Source organism: Demequina sp. (assembly GCF_016278765.1).
In the GTDB taxonomy this organism is placed as follows: Bacteria; Actinomycetota; Actinomycetes; order Actinomycetales; family Demequinaceae; genus Demequina.
Genome location: NZ_JADQBE010000031.1, coordinates 13,590 through 27,885, shown reverse-complemented (window position 1 = coordinate 27,885; position 14,296 = coordinate 13,590). Strand labels below are relative to the sequence as shown.

Below are 14,296 nucleotides of genomic sequence, written 5' to 3'. Positions count from 1 at the left end.
GTGCTCCTCTGCTGCTGACAATCGCTTCGACATTGCACCACTCGGGGCAGTCTCTCGTGGTCCCGCCGACCACTACATATGGTGTGAAAGGCGAAGCACCAACACTATTTCTAGTGTTTGGGCATCCATAGGCCGTTGGTCCCTGGACCCACCTGTCAGCGAGAGCGCGCGCCCTCAGCAGCGCCCTGAATACGCACGCCCAGCAACGGATCAAACATCGCGCCAGTCGCGCTCATGACCACGTCGGCACCGGCGTGTCGCATAGCGGCGTAATCCTCTTGACTCCGCACCCCTCCGACCCCAATGATCGAGAAGTCGTGACGTCCGCGGTCTCGCAGCGCGGCCAGGCGCCCCACCATCTCCAGCCCGGCCCACGCGATCGCGGCGCCACACACGCCCCCCACGTCCCGACCCTCGCCAGGCAAGGCTTGGCGACCGTCCGGGCGCACCACCGTGGCGGAGATCGTATTGACCGCCGCGTACCCCTGCACGATGTCGCGCGTGGCGGCCACCAGCTGCGCCAGCGGGGGATCTTCGACAAAGTACGCCAACTTCAGCACCACGGGCAGATCCCCCACGGCGTTCTTGACAGCATCGGCGACTTTGACCACCATCGGCGTGTCGAAACACAGCAGGTCGGCGGCGCCCTCGTTCGGGCAACTGAGGTTCAACTCAAGGACCCGCGCACCCGTCTCGGCCACGAGCGTCGCCGCGCGCACATGGTCGGCAATGTATGCCGACTCCCGGTCGCCCACGGCCTCATCATCCCGCGTGCCTTGAAAGGACCCCACGAGCAGTTGACCTCGCCCCGCCGCAAGCACTGCGGAAGCCATGTCAGGTTGCCACTCGTCGGGATCTCGCGATGGCACGCCCAAGGAGTTCGTGATGCTCGTGACGTGTCGGAAATCGTTGTCCGCAACAACGGGAAGCCGAGAGCGCTCCACGGTCAAGGGCCCGTCCAGGTGTACCGCGAGCGTGTTGGGGAAGGGGTGTGCCTGGCGGGCGCGGGTCCTCACTGTCTTGTACACGTTGACGTCATATCCGGTCCGGAACGCCGCCTCACAGAATGCGGCGTTGAGCAACGGGCCGGCGGGAATCCCAAAGGGGCGGTTCACCGCATGGCCGAGGAATTCCGCGCAGGGACTTCCAGCGCACACGTACGGCGAAGGCTCCCGAAAGCCGCCGAACGGGCCGTGCGCATCATTGTCCTCGTATGTACGCATCGGGTCGTAGAACGGAACCATGTATGTCGACGCTAGGCGCCTTGATCGTCTCTCGTCCGGGACGCCGGTCCCCCACGATCACGCGATGTGCGCCGCTACAGGTCGCCGTCCTGGTGCGCGACCACCCTGGCACGCCCCGCCCTCTTGGCTCGATAGAGGGCGTCGTCAGCCAATTGGATGGTCTCATGGAGACTCATGTGGTCCTGGATGACCGCGACTCCGTAGCTCACCGTCGGGATGTGCCGATCGGGGTCGGCGGAGTCGATGAAGGTGTCGTTGATGGCACCCGTCACCTTTATCGCCCTGTCGGCATCCGCGTCGTTCAAGAAGACCACGAATTCTTCGCCGCCGAACCTCGCGGCAAGATCCCCGTCCCCAAGAACCGTCCGGATGGCCTGCGAGTAGCCCGCGAGCACGGCGTCTCCATAACTGTGCCCGTACACGTCGTTGACGTCCTTGAAGTGGTCGATGTCGGCGACGATGACCGTAGCCACCGCGCCGCCGTCCGTGCGGTCACGCATGAGGTTCTCGACACGTTCCACGAACGCGGAACGGTGTAGCAGGCCGGTGAGATCATCCGTAGATGCCTTCGCTCTCCACGCGAGCGCCATCTCATAATGACTGAGTGCGGTGACGGTGTACGAAACCACCACCAGCATGAGCATGATCAGAAAAGTGGTGGTGAAGGGGCCGACCCAGTCGCGATAGAAATCCGAGTCGGGACCCACGGACAGGAACGTCACAAGTCGCACCACATAGAACGCCGAGGCCAATACCGACGCGACCATCAGGGTCGCGATCGCGGGTCCCGTCTCTGCGCGTCGGTCCACACGCCCCCCGCGCACGTTGGTACGGTACTCCGCGACCAATTCCGCCGCCGACAGTCCCAGCATTGCCGCCATTGCCGCCAGTAACGACGCACCCGCGGGCCACGAGTTCCCTTCGGGCCGCTCCCACCACGTCGCAAGCCCGGTCGCAACGGCGGGGCCCGCAAGGAACCACCACCGCACCCGGAGCCCCCGCAGCGAACGCGCCGCCCCCCAAGCAAACGACGCGCCCAGCACGGAAGCACCGTTGCCGATCACCGCAGCGGCGGTCGCGGTCGAGCCCTCCCCGACGACGTAAGCCAGGGTACCCATCGCGGACGCGGCGACAACACCGCTCCACCACGCGGCAAAGGCCGAATGCGTGGGTCTGTAGGTGCCCAGGCTCAGCAGGAGAAACACACACACCGCCACGGCGGCTTGCGCGGTGCGAAGGGTATCGAGATCTCCCATGAACTGAGACTAGAGGCAGCACGACCCGCCGAACAGCAGCGCGCCTACCTCCGTGCCCATTTGCGGGGCCCCAATGGGAGCGAATCGGTCCGCGTGCCTGCCACGGACGCTTTCAGGGCCTACCGTTGAGGCATGCCTGCGTCTTCCCTACCGGCCACTGAGTCGGACTCCGGACCCACATTTTCAGACCTCGGGCTCGATGCCGCCATTCTCAAGACCCTCAAAGATGTCGGCTACGAGACCCCGTCGGCCATTCAGGCGGCGACCATTCCGCCGCTCCTGGCGGGCCGTGACGTCATCGGCCTCGCCCAGACGGGAACGGGCAAGACCGCGGCCTTCGCCTTGCCGATCCTCCAAAGGCTGGACCACTTCCAGAAGAATCCCCAGGCGCTGGTCCTCGCACCTACCCGCGAGCTCGCCCTGCAGGTGTGTGAGGCGTTCGAACGGTATGCCTCTGGCACCAAGGGAGTACACGTACTTCCTGTGTACGGCGGTCAGGGCTACGGCACGCAGCTGTCCGCGCTCAGGCGCGGCGTTCACGTCGTCGTGGGAACTCCCGGCCGGATTATGGATCACCTCGAGAAGGGCACCCTGGACCTGTCCGAGGTCAAGTACCTGGTTCTGGACGAGGCCGACGAGATGCTCAAGATGGGTTTCGCGGAAGACGTCGAGACGATTCTCGCTCAGACTCCCAAGACCAAGCAGGTGGCACTGTTCTCGGCCACGATGCCGGCCCAGATCCGGCGCTTGTCAGCGAAATACCTCCATGAGCCCCAGGAAATCACTGTCAAGGAGAAGACGAGCACGTCCGTCAATCTGACGCAGCGGTACCTGGTGGTTTCGTATCCGCAGAAGGTCGACGCCCTTACCCGCATTCTCGAAGTCGAGAACTTCGAGGCCATGATCGTCTTCACCCGCACCAAGAACGAGACCGAGACGCTCGCAGAAAAGCTCCGGGCCCGCGGCTACGGCGCGGCCGCTATCAGCGGCGACGTGGTGCAGGCCCAGCGAGAGCGCACCATCAAGCAGTTGCGGGACGGAAAGCTGGACATTCTGGTTGCCACCGATGTGGCGGCGCGCGGCCTGGATGTGGACCGCATCAGCCACGTCGTGAACTTCGACATTCCGATTGACACTGAGTCCTATGTTCACCGGGTGGGCCGTACAGGTCGCGCGGGCCGCACGGGCGACGCGATCAGCTTTGTTACCCCGCGCGAACGACGGCTGCTGAGCTCGATCGAGCGTGCCACGCGCCAGCCGCTGACGCAGATGCACCTGCCGAGCGTGGACGACGTCAACGCCACTCGACTCACGCGGTTTGACGACCGCATCACGGAGGCGCTGAGCCAGGTGGAACGCATTCAGGCGTTCCGCGACATTGTGGGCCACTACGTCGAACACCACGACGTTCCCGAGGCCGACGTCGCCGCCGCTCTCGCGGTGGTGGCGCAGGGAGAGACACCCCTGCTGCTGGACCCGGCGGAAGAGGTGCGGGCACCGCAGTTTGCTCCCGACAGGGACCAGGCCGGACCCCGTTCCCGTTCGCAGCATGCCCCCAAGGGAGAGCGTTTCCGACGCGAGGCCTCCGGGCCGATGGCGACGTACCGCATCGCCGTGGGCAAGAGGCACAAGGTGGAGCCCCGCCAGATCGTGGGCGCCATCGCCAACGAGGGCGGGTTAAGTCGCGGGGACTTCGGTGCCATCAAGATTCACCCGGACTTCTCCTTGGTAGACCTTCCCGCCCAGTTGCCGAACGACACGCTGCGCAGACTCTCCGGAACCCGCATCAGCGGCAAACTCATCGAGATTCGCCCAGACCAAGGGCCAATGCGGGGCCGCAGTGACAAGGGACCTCGCAAGCCCCGGCGCACCTAAGCGATTTTCGCTACCCCGTTACGAGCCGAATGACGCGGCGTCGACGAGCATAGGCAACGCCTTCTCGATGGTCTCCATCGTCGCCGTGAGGCTGATGCGGAAGTGCTCCGGTCGGTCGAACAGGCTTCCGGGCATGAGGTGCACCCCACGCTCGGCCATATGCATGCAGAACGCGTCACCGTCGCCACCCGGCGCTCGACCCCACAGGTAGAACGTGCCTTCCGGGCGGGTAATCTCGTAGCCCGCATCGCGCAGGGCGCCACACATGCGATTGCGTCTCGCGGTGTACTCGACCATGTCGATGGACACCGACTCCAAGGCGGGAACCGCGTACTGCATGATCGCGTTCGGGAAGTTCCAGCCGAGTGCCAGCTGGACTGGGGTGAACGCGTCGCGGAATGCCTGCTTGTCAACATCGGGCATTGAAGGCGACAACGCGAGATAGCCGACCCGTTGCCCCGGCGCGAGCAGCACCTTGCCGTAGCTGTAATCGATCATGGTCCATGGGTATGCGGCCGCGGGGGTGGTGAACGGGATGTCGTCAAAGCGGATGCGACGATACGGCTCGTCGGACAGCAGCCAGATCCGGCGGCCGATGCGGTCCGAGGCCTCGTTCAAGACTGTCGCGAGATCATCCAGCTGGGCGCGGGTGTAAACGCGCCCCGTGGGGTTGGCGGGCGAATTCACCACCACGATTCGGGTGCGCGGGGTGATGGCTCGTGCAATGGCCTCCACGTCGAGATCACATGAAACGGGCTCGAGGGATGCTCCCACGGGCACAAGATTGGCGGCACGCAGCATCGGTGCGTAGCAGAACCACCCTGGGACCGGCACGATCACCTCGTCGCCCTGGTCCGCCAGCAGGTGAAAGGCGAGGTTGATGGCCCCAAACGCTCCCTGCGTCATGGCGATGTCGTCCGGCTCGAAGGGCATAGACAACTCGGCCGTCAGCCCGTCGGCGACGGCCTGCTGCGCCGTCCGCACGCTCGACTTGTAGGCGAACCAATCGACGGTCTGTGGCTCCACCTGGGCGCGCAATGCCTCGACAAGGCCAGGCAAAGGCATCTCGTGCGGGTTTCCGAAGGTGAAGTCGAGGGCGTCGGGTTGATCGGCCAGCGCACCCATGACTCCGAAGAAGTCGGTGACCTTGTCGATTTCCAGCTGCGCGCCGCGCGCGCGATCCGAGAGTTCCATGGGGACCAACTTCCCGGCCTAGGCGGGGCACCTTTGCCTGGATTCATCATGGCAGTGGGCATATGACGGGTCAATGGTTCGCTAGCGACACGGGTGGGGCTCCACGAGTCGCTCGGGAATGGAAGGGGCAATCGCACTCGTCGCGGTGGGCGAGTGGTCGACCTCCCCTCGCCTCGCACGGTCCCCGGCTCGGAGGCCCGTCTACCCGGGCCCTAAGCCCCCCCTTCGGCACGCCGACCTTGGGGAGACTGACAGAGTCTCGGCAATGGTGCCGGGACCCGTGGATGGGAGTGTGTCGTGGAGAAGTACGTCTATGACTTCAGCGAGGGCAACCGAGACCTCAAGGACCTCCTTGGGGGCAAGGGCGCCAACCTTGCCGAGATGACGAATCTGGGGCTGCCGGTGCCCCCAGGCTTCACGATCACGACCGATGCGTGTCGCATCTACATGAAGACCTCGACACTCCCTCCGGAACTGCGTGTGCAGGTCACCATGGCGCTTCGGCGTCTCGAAGACTCGCTCGGGCGGCTGCTGGGAGACACCCACGATCCGTTGCTGGTGTCCGTGCGCTCGGGTGCGAAGTTCTCGATGCCGGGAATGATGGAGACCGTCCTCAACGTCGGCCTCAACGACGCCTCCGTTGAGGGGCTCGCGTTGTTCGCGGGAGACGCCCGCTTCGCCTGGGACTCCTACCGGCGCCTGATCCAGATGTTCGCCAAGACGGTGCTCGACATTGACGGCGAACTGTTTAGCAACGCGCTGGAGGCGAAGAAGGAGGAGCGGGGGATCACGGCCGATACGGATCTTCTTGCCGAGGACCTGCGCGACCTGGTGGACGAGTTCAAGGCCATCGTCAAGGCCGAGTCCGGCCGCGACTTCCCGCAGCAGCCGCGTGAGCAGCTGGACCTGGCTATCGAAGCGGTGTTCAACTCCTGGAACACCGAACGCGCGCGCTTGTATCGCCGGCGCGAGCGCATCTCCGACGATCTCGGCACCGCGGTCAACATCGTGGCCATGGTCTTTGGAAACCTCGGCGACGACTCCGGAACGGGCGTCTGCTTCACTCGCGACCCGTCGACCGGCATGGTGGGCGACTACGGCGACTACCTGCCGAACGCGCAGGGCGAGGACGTGGTGGCTGGCATCAGGAACACCCTGTCCCTGGCCGACTTCGAGAGGCTCGACAAGAAGGCATTCGACGAACTGCGGCAAGCCATGCGCACTCTCGAAAGCCACTACCGCGACCTGTGCGACATCGAGTTCACCGTCGAGCGGGGCAAGCTGTGGATGCTGCAGACCCGGGTGGGCAAGCGCACCGCCGCGGCCGCGTTCCGCATCGCCAATCAGCTGGTCGATGAGCACATCATCACCAAGGATGAGGCGCTTGAGCGGGTCACCGGGGAACAGCTCAACAAGCTGATGTTTCCGCAGTTCGACCCCAACGCCGAGCGTCAGTTGCTGGCAAAGGGCATGGCCGCCTCCCCCGGGGCCGCCGTGGGCGCCGCCGTGTTCGCCTCGGCCACCGCCCAGGAGTGGGCCGCACAGGGCAAGGACGTGATCCTGGTGCGTCGGGAGACCAACCCCGACGACCTGGGCGGCATGATCGCCTCCGTGGGTGTGCTCACCTGTCGGGGCGGCAAGACCTCTCACGCCGCCGTGGTGGCGCGCGGCATGGGCACCACCTGCGTGGTGGGCGCCGAGGCGCTCGACGTCGACGCCCACGCCAGAACCGTCACCGTGGGCGACCGCGTGGTCACCGAGGGCGAAATCATCGCCATCGACGGCTCCACCGGCGAGGTGTTCCTCGGGAGCGTGCCTGTCATGCCCTCCCCCGTGGTGCGCTACCTCGAGGAGGGTCTCGACGTCGCGCTTTCTGAACTGCCCGAGGACGATGAGAACACGCGCGACCTGGTCGTCGCCGTCCACGAGATCCTGAGCCATGCCGACGCCGCGAGACGGTTGGGCGTCTACGCGAACGCCGACACACCGGACGACGCCAAGCGGGCCCGCATGTGGGGCGGCGAGGGCATCGGCCTGTGCCGCACAGAACACATGTTCTTGGGCGAGCGGCGCGAACTGGTCGAACACCTCATTCTGGCGACCACGGACGATGAGCGGCAGGTGGCGCTCGACGCACTTCTACCCTTGCAACGCGAGGACTTCATCGGCCTGCTCGCCGAGATGGACGGGCTCCCGGTCACCATTCGACTCATCGACCCGCCGCTTCACGAGTTTCTGCCGGACCTGACCGAGCTCTCAGTCAAGGTGGCACTGGCCAAGGAACGCGGGGAGACGGGTCCCGACGTGGACAGGGACGCGCTCCTCCTGCCTGCAGTGCAGCGCATGCACGAGGCAAACCCGATGCTCGGACTGCGCGGCGTGCGCCTCGGCATCGTGATCCCGGGCCTGTTCACGTTGCAGATGCGGGCGATCGCCGAGGCTCAGGCCGCGCGCATCAAGGCCGGCGGCACGCCGCACGCGGAGATCATGGTCCCGCTCGCGGCGTCGGTGATGGAGCTGCACCTGGTCAAGGACGAGGCGGATGCGATCCTGGCAACCGTCGCGGCCGAGCAGGGTGTGGAGTTGGATATCCCGGTGGGCGCCATGATCGAACTCCCGCGTGCCGCCTTGACGGCGGACCGGATGGCGGACGTGGCCGAGTTCTTCTCGTTTGGTACCAACGACCTCACCCAGACTACGTGGGGCTTCTCGCGAGACGACGTCGAGGGAGCGTTCTTCAATCCCTATACCGAGAAGGGCGTATTCAGCGTGTCGCCCTTCGAGTCCGTTGACCGGCTGGGGGTCGGTCGCCTCATGAAGATTGCGATCGAGGAGGGTCGCTCCACCCGCCCCGACATCAAGTTGGGCGTGTGTGGCGAACACGGCGGCGATCCGGAGTCGATTCACTTCTTCCATGCCGTGGGCTTGAACTACGTCTCGTGCTCGCCGTTCCGGATCCCGGTGGCAAGGCTCGAGGCGGGGCGCGCCGCCGTGGTGAAGGGTGGCGGCGACACGCGGTAACGCCGCCGCGGAGGCCTGGTCACATCCACCGCAGACGCTTGGTTTGGGGCTTTGAGCTTGCTCGCGCCGAAGTGGGCGTCTGCGGGGGTGTGGCCACCGCCTGCTCAAAACGCGTTGCTTCTCGCCATCGCCCTTCCCGCGTGGACGATGGTGGAGAACCCCTCGCCGCTCGGCGCCTACGACGCCGTCGCCGCGACTTTGTTCCTCGGATCGACTGCGTTCACCGAGTGAATTTCGCGGTCTCGCCACCCGGAGTCTGGGGACTATCGACGCGTCACGTTGATGCTGGTGCCGTGGGGGGCCGCGCCGCGACGCCCGCTGACAGCGAGATACTGAGATCACGGCTCGACGGATCTGTCGGCCGCGAGGAAAGGGGCGCCGTGCGGGCACTAGTGAAGAAGGCGTCGGGCCCCGGTCTGGAACTGGCCGACGTGCCCAAGCCGGTTGCCGGCGACGCTGACGTCACGATCCGTGTGCTGCGAACGGGGATCTGTGGCACCGACCTCCACATCGAGTCGTGGGACCCATGGGCATCGGCGACGATCATTCCACCGCTCATCCCCGGGCACGAATTCAGTGGAGAGGTCGTGGCGGTGGGTTCCGGCGTTCGCGACGTGCACGTGGGCGCCATCGTCTCCGGCGAGGGTCACATCGTGTGCGGGACCTGCCGCAACTGCCGTGCGGGCCGCCGCCACATGTGCAACCGCACCTCCGGCCTGGGCGTCAACCGCGACGGCGCCTTCGCCGAATACGTGGTTCTCCCCGAGTCGAATGTCTGGGTCCATCCGGAGGGTATAGATCTGGACCTCGCCGCAATCTTCGACCCACTCGGCAACGCGGTACACACCGCTCTCAAGTTCCCGCTCGTCGGGGAGGACGTGCTCATCACCGGCGCCGGACCGATAGGGCTCATGGCGGCGGCCGTGGTGCGCCACGTCGGCGCCCGCTTCATCGTCGTCACAGACGTCTCCGAGCCGCGCCTCCGCCTCGCGCGGCAAGTGGGGGCAGACCTCGCCATCAACGTCGCCACCGAGCGGGTGGCCGACGCTCAGCAAAGGCTCGGCATGAGGGAGGGCTTTGACGTGGGGCTCGAGATGAGTGGTGATCACACGGCGCTGCCGGAGATGATCGACAACCTCACCCACGGGGGCCGGGTCGCGATGCTGGGCCTGCCGTCGGGGCCCATCGAGGTGGACTGGGCGAAGGTTGTCACCCACATGCTGACGATTTCCGGGATCTATGGGCGAGAGATGTTCGAAACCTGGAATGCCATGAGCGCGATGCTCCAGACAAGCGCCGAACTCCGAGCAGCGCTCGACCTCGTGGTCACGGATCGCATTCCTGCTCAAGACTGGGAGCGGGGCTTCGCCAGGGCCCGCACCGCGCACGGGGGTAAGGTCGTTCTCGACTGGACCGACGCGCCCGCCTAGCGGCCAACTACCGAAAGGAGAAAGCATGTACGGAACGATGCAGGCGCAACTGACCGACGCGCTCGACCAGATCCGCGCGGCGGGCACGCTCAAAGTTGAGCGTCCGCTGGGAAGCGCACAGTCATCCGTCGTGAGCGCTGGCGGCGCCGACGTACTGAATTTCTGCGCCAACAACTACTTGGGGCTGGCGAACGACCCGCGGATCATCGACGCCGCGAAGACCGGGATGGACCAGTGGGGCTTTGGGCTGGCCAGCGTGCGTTTCATCTGCGGCACCCAGGATTTGCACGTGGAGCTCGAGCGGCGCGTGTCGGCATTCCTTGGCACCGAGGACACCATCCTGTTTTCCTCTTGCTTCGACGCGAACGGCGGAGTGTTCGAGGCACTCTTCGGAGCCGAGGACGCGATCATCTCCGACGAACTTAACCACGCATCACTGATCGACGGCATCCGCCTGTGCAAGGCGCGTCGCCTGCGCTACCGCAACCGCGACCTGGCCGACCTGGAGGAGCAGCTCAAAGCCTCGTCCGACGCACGCCAGCGCATCATCGTCACGGACGGCGTGTTCTCGATGGACGGCTACCTCGCTCCCCTGCCGGGAATCTGCGACCTCGCCGAGCGCTACGGCGCGTTGGTGCTGGTCGACGACTCGCACGCCGTGGGTTTCATGGGCGAGCACGGCCGTGGCACCCCCGAGCTGTTGGGCGTGGAGGGACGCGTCGACATCTACACGGGCACGTTTGGCAAGGCGCTCGGCGGCGCGTCCGGCGGATACGTCTCCGGGCACAAGGAGATTGTGGCGATGCTGCGCCAGCGTGCGCGCCCGTATCTGTTTTCCAACACCGTGGCGCCCGCGGTGGTGGCCGGAACGCTCGCGGCGCTCGACCTGCTTGAAGGCGGCGGCGACCTGCGGAAGCGACTGGTGCACAATGCGGAGTTGTTCCGCTCGCTGATGACGGACGCCGGGTTCGAGCTGCTCGACGGCCAGCACCCCATCGTGCCCGTCATGTTCGGCGACGCTGCGCTGGCGGCACAGGTCGCGGACCGCATGCTCGAGCACGGCGTGTACGTAGTGGCGTTCTCGTATCCCGTGGTGCCGTTGGGCAAGGCCCGCATCCGGGTGCAGCTCTCGGCCGCGCACTCGGACGATGAAATCCGTCGCTGCGTCGACGCGTTTGTGGCAACGCGCTAGGCAACCGCGACGCGCGGCTCGTATCACGCAGCATGGACTGGGCGTCGGGCCATCAGCAGAAACCTCCGCCCCGCGAAGGTGATGGGCGCACTCTTGGGCTCGAGTCCTAGCAAGACGTCCGCGTGCCGCTCTGGTGAAAAGTCGCCGGGCGCCTCCCACGCACCATCGCGAGATAGCGCACCAGCGAAGCCACATGGGGAAAGGTGGTCTGCCCCTCCCACAACTCGGAGCGTTCAATCACGAGCCCCGCGGCGGACGCGGAGTCGACGTGAGACTCAAGCGTCTGTTCCGGATAGGACGTTGCAAAGCCGAGCACTACTCGCAACTGCCTCAGGTTCTCCGCTTCTACCTGTTGGGTCACGAGCACTCCCCCGGGCCGCAAAACCCGGACCATTTCTGCCGCGTCGCAGGCCTCGTGACGGGCCATGACCGCATCGAAGCGGTGGGCACGTTCGGCTCCCAGCCTTCGGTCGCCACGGTGTCACGCGGCAGTGCGTCACCGATCTGCGAGAGGAACTCTGCTCCCCCTGGTCCGATGTCGAGGGCGCTCGTGGCGCCCGCCAATGCCTCCCGCACTCACTCCTCATAGCTCCAGGGCGCGTCCTCTTGGGTCACTCCTTCGAGTTCGGAGAAGTCCCCGCCGGAGACGGGACGCGCGTAAACCTCGCTCCAGTGAGCGATGAGAACTGCGTCATTCATGCCGCCAGCCTTCCACAAGGAGATCGCGGATCCACCGAGACGGATCACTCGCGTCGCGTCTCGGAACGCGCCGACCTCCGACGACGTTGCGACGGCGGCACACTCCGGCAGCGAGATCGCTCGCTGCGTCGAGGCGTTCCGGCGGCGCGAGGACTAATGTATACATGTAGCCCTCTAATCGTCCCAAAGTGCCCCACATTGCAGTAGTGTGCATACATGAGGGAGGCCCGAGATCAACGAGGACGGGCAAGCAGTCGCGCGTACACCACTCTCCGGTGCGAGATCCTGGATGGACAGCTTTCGCCGGGAACGGTGCTGACCGAGGTGGATCAAGCAGAACGCCTGGGCGTGTCACGCACTCCATTGCGGGAGGCACTCTCGCGTCTGGGCGCCGATGGACTTGTCTCCAAGCACGCAGGTCGAGGCCTCGTCGTGACGCCGGTTTCAGTCGATCATGTGACCGAGCTGTTCGAGGTTCGCCAGGCACTCGAGGGGCAAGCGGCACGGCTGGCCGCGCGGCGCCGCGATGTTTCCGTCTTTGTGGGACTCCAACGACAGTTCCAAGATGTCGAGGCACTGCTTGCGGACAAGCACCGCTACTACGAGTTGGTCGGCGAGCTCGACGCAACCATCGACCATGCAGTCGGCAATCCGACCCTTGTCGCCACTCTGAACGGGGTGCGCACCCACGTCACTCGGATCCGTCGACTCGCGCAGGACGACCCGGCGCGACTACGGGATGCGGCTCAAGAACATGTGCAGATCATTGACGCCATCGTCGATGGCGAGGAATCGCTCGCTGCCCACGCGACCCAACTGCACCTGCACCGCAGTCTTCGCTACATCCTGAAGTCCCTGGAAAGGAACGTCCCGTGAAGCTTCACCCCGTTCGGGTCTACTCGAGCTCAGAACCCTTGCCCCGCGAGAAGCAACTCGCCTGGAGCCTCGCCGAGGTGGCGGCCCAGAACGTCCCCGCAACCGCCGAGGTCGAGGCCATGGTCATCAACCGGATTATCGACAACGCAAGCGTCGCAGCCGCGTCACTTCGCCGCGCGCCGATCGTCTCGTCGCGCTCCCAGGCCACGGCACATCTGGTCTCGCGGGGCGGGAGAGGATCCACCGTCTTCGGGACCGACGCACTGACGAGTCCGGAGTGGGCCGCCTGGGCCAACGGCGTCGCGGTGCGCGAACTCGACTACCACGACACGTTCCTCGCCGCCGAGTATTCACACCCGGGTGACAACATCCCCCCGATTCTCGCCGTGGCACAGCACATGGGCAAGACCGGCGAGGAGCTAGTGCGCGGCATCGTGACCGGGTATGAGATCCAGATCGATCTGGTGAAGGCCATCAGTTTGCATGAGTTCAAGATCGACCACGTCGCCCACCTAGGCCCGAGCGCCGCCGCCGGAATCGGCACCCTGCTCGGCTTGCCCACCGAGACGATCTTCCAGGCCATCGGCCAGGCACTCCACACGACGACAGCGACACGGCAGTCGCGCAAGGGCGAGATCTCGACGTGGAAATCCCATGCGCCGGCCTTCGCGGGAAAGGCGGCCATCGAGTCCGTGGACCGGGCGATGCGCGGGCAGACCAGCCCGACCCCCATCTACGAGGGCGAGGACGGCGTGATCGCCTGGTTGCTCGGCGGCAAGGATGCCCGCTACGAGGTTCCGCTCCCCGAGGCCGGCGAGCCGCGACGCGCCATCCTCGACAGCTACACCAAGGAGCACTCGGCCGAGTATCAGGCGCAAGCCTGGATCGACCTCGCCCGAAAGCTGGGGCGGGAGCACCCCGAACTGAAGGATCCCAAGAACGTGGCGTCGGTGGTTCTGCACACCAGCCATCACACGCATCACGTCATCGGGTCAGGCGCGAACGACCCGCAGAAGTACGACCCGACGGCGAGCCGGGAGACCCTTGATCACTCGATTCCCTACATTTTCACGGTCGCGCTGCAGGACGGCTCCTGGGATCACAGCGCGTCCTACTCCCCGCAGCGGGCTGCTCGACCCGACTCCGTGGAGCTATGGCACAAAGTCACCACGCGCGAGGACGCGGAATGGACGCGGCGCTATCACGCGGTCGACCCCGCCCAGAAGGCGTTCGGCGGGCGTGTCGAATTCGAGTTGACCAACGGCACTCGACTGGTCGAAGAGATCGCGTTGGCGGATGCGCATCCGTTGGGAGCCCGACCGTTCGCACGTGCGCAGTACATCCACAAGTTCCGAATCCTGGCAGACGGCGTGCTCGCCGGCGCGGAGATCGATCGGTTTCTCGACATCGCCCAGCGGCTACCCGAGTTGACGGCAGCTGAACTCACTGGCCTGAATGTCACCGCCGATCTGTCCGACATCCGCAACCCCGCAGGCATTTTCTAAGCCC

Annotated in this window: 12 protein-coding genes and 1 pseudogene; 8 read left to right on the top strand and 5 right to left on the bottom strand. The window is 65.6% G+C overall.

Annotation, left to right across the window (positions count from 1 at the left end):
- Positions 1–155: 155 nt before the first annotated feature.
- Both QZZ29_RS06025 and QZZ29_RS06020 read right to left on the bottom strand, forming a co-directional pair.
- Positions 156–1,244, bottom strand: coding sequence for a hypothetical protein (locus QZZ29_RS06025; RefSeq protein ID WP_291382085.1), 1,089 nt, complete (start codon positions 1,242–1,244; stop codon positions 156–158).
- 74 nt (positions 1,245–1,318) lie between these two features.
- Positions 1,319–2,500, bottom strand: coding sequence for a GGDEF domain-containing protein (locus QZZ29_RS06020; RefSeq protein ID WP_291382084.1), 1,182 nt, complete (start codon positions 2,498–2,500; stop codon positions 1,319–1,321).
- 132 nt (positions 2,501–2,632) lie between these two features.
- Here QZZ29_RS06020 and QZZ29_RS06015 point away from each other — a divergent pair, with 132 nt between their 5' ends.
- Positions 2,633–4,375 (top strand): DEAD/DEAH box helicase, encoded by a 1,743-nt coding sequence (locus tag QZZ29_RS06015; protein ID WP_291382083.1) that lies wholly within the window; start codon positions 2,633–2,635, stop codon positions 4,373–4,375.
- An 18-nt stretch (positions 4,376–4,393) separates the two neighbouring features.
- Here the strand turns inward: QZZ29_RS06015 and QZZ29_RS06010 are convergent, their stop codons facing one another.
- A complete protein-coding gene (locus tag QZZ29_RS06010; RefSeq protein ID WP_291382082.1) occupies positions 4,394–5,569 on the bottom strand; it encodes an aminotransferase class I/II-fold pyridoxal phosphate-dependent enzyme in 1,176 nt (391 codons plus the stop codon).
- Between the two features lie 297 nt (positions 5,570–5,866).
- Between QZZ29_RS06010 and ppdK the strand changes: the two genes are divergently transcribed.
- The 4 genes from ppdK to QZZ29_RS05990 all read left to right on the top strand — a co-directional run bounded on the left by ppdK (position 5,867) and on the right by QZZ29_RS05990 (position 11,212).
- Positions 5,867–8,590 (top strand): pyruvate, phosphate dikinase, encoded by a 2,724-nt coding sequence (gene ppdK, locus QZZ29_RS06005; RefSeq protein ID WP_291382081.1) that lies wholly within the window; start codon positions 5,867–5,869, stop codon positions 8,588–8,590.
- A 51-nt stretch (positions 8,591–8,641) separates the two neighbouring features.
- Positions 8,642–8,821, top strand: a complete 180-nt coding sequence (locus QZZ29_RS06000; RefSeq protein WP_291382080.1) for a hypothetical protein — start codon at positions 8,642–8,644, stop codon at positions 8,819–8,821.
- Between the two features lie 149 nt (positions 8,822–8,970).
- On the top strand, positions 8,971–10,020 hold the full coding sequence (gene tdh / locus QZZ29_RS05995; RefSeq protein WP_291382079.1) for an L-threonine 3-dehydrogenase: 1,050 nt from the start codon (positions 8,971–8,973) through the stop codon (positions 10,018–10,020).
- 25 nt (positions 10,021–10,045) lie between these two features.
- Positions 10,046–11,212, top strand: a complete 1,167-nt coding sequence (locus tag QZZ29_RS05990; RefSeq protein WP_291382078.1) for a glycine C-acetyltransferase — start codon at positions 10,046–10,048, stop codon at positions 11,210–11,212.
- 106 nt (positions 11,213–11,318) lie between these two features.
- Here QZZ29_RS05990 and QZZ29_RS05985 read toward each other — a convergent pair whose 3' ends face one another.
- Both QZZ29_RS05985 and QZZ29_RS05980 read right to left on the bottom strand, forming a co-directional pair.
- Positions 11,319–11,639: a hypothetical protein gene (locus QZZ29_RS05985; RefSeq protein ID WP_291382077.1), complete on the bottom strand. Its 321-nt coding sequence runs from the start codon at positions 11,637–11,639 to the stop codon at positions 11,319–11,321.
- Positions 11,640–11,788: 149 nt separating this feature from the next.
- Positions 11,789–11,911 (bottom strand): hypothetical protein, encoded by a 123-nt coding sequence (locus QZZ29_RS05980; protein ID WP_291382076.1) that lies wholly within the window; start codon positions 11,909–11,911, stop codon positions 11,789–11,791.
- Positions 11,912–12,127: 216 nt separating this feature from the next.
- On the opposite strand from QZZ29_RS05980, the pseudogene QZZ29_RS12770 reads away from it, so the two are divergent.
- From QZZ29_RS12770 to QZZ29_RS05970, 3 genes and pseudogenes are all read left to right on the top strand, one after another.
- Positions 12,128–12,334: pseudogene (locus QZZ29_RS12770) on the top strand (GntR family transcriptional regulator); the annotation flags it as partial.
- Positions 12,335–12,367: 33 nt separating this feature from the next.
- Complete coding sequence (locus tag QZZ29_RS12765) at positions 12,368–12,787, top strand: FCD domain-containing protein (protein ID WP_366479169.1); 420 nt, start codon at positions 12,368–12,370, stop codon at positions 12,785–12,787.
- Complete coding sequence (locus QZZ29_RS05970; RefSeq protein ID WP_291382074.1) at positions 12,784–14,292, top strand: MmgE/PrpD family protein; 1,509 nt, start codon at positions 12,784–12,786, stop codon at positions 14,290–14,292. The genes QZZ29_RS12765 and QZZ29_RS05970 overlap by 4 nt, the downstream gene beginning before the upstream one ends.
- Positions 14,293–14,296 lie beyond the last annotated feature (4 nt).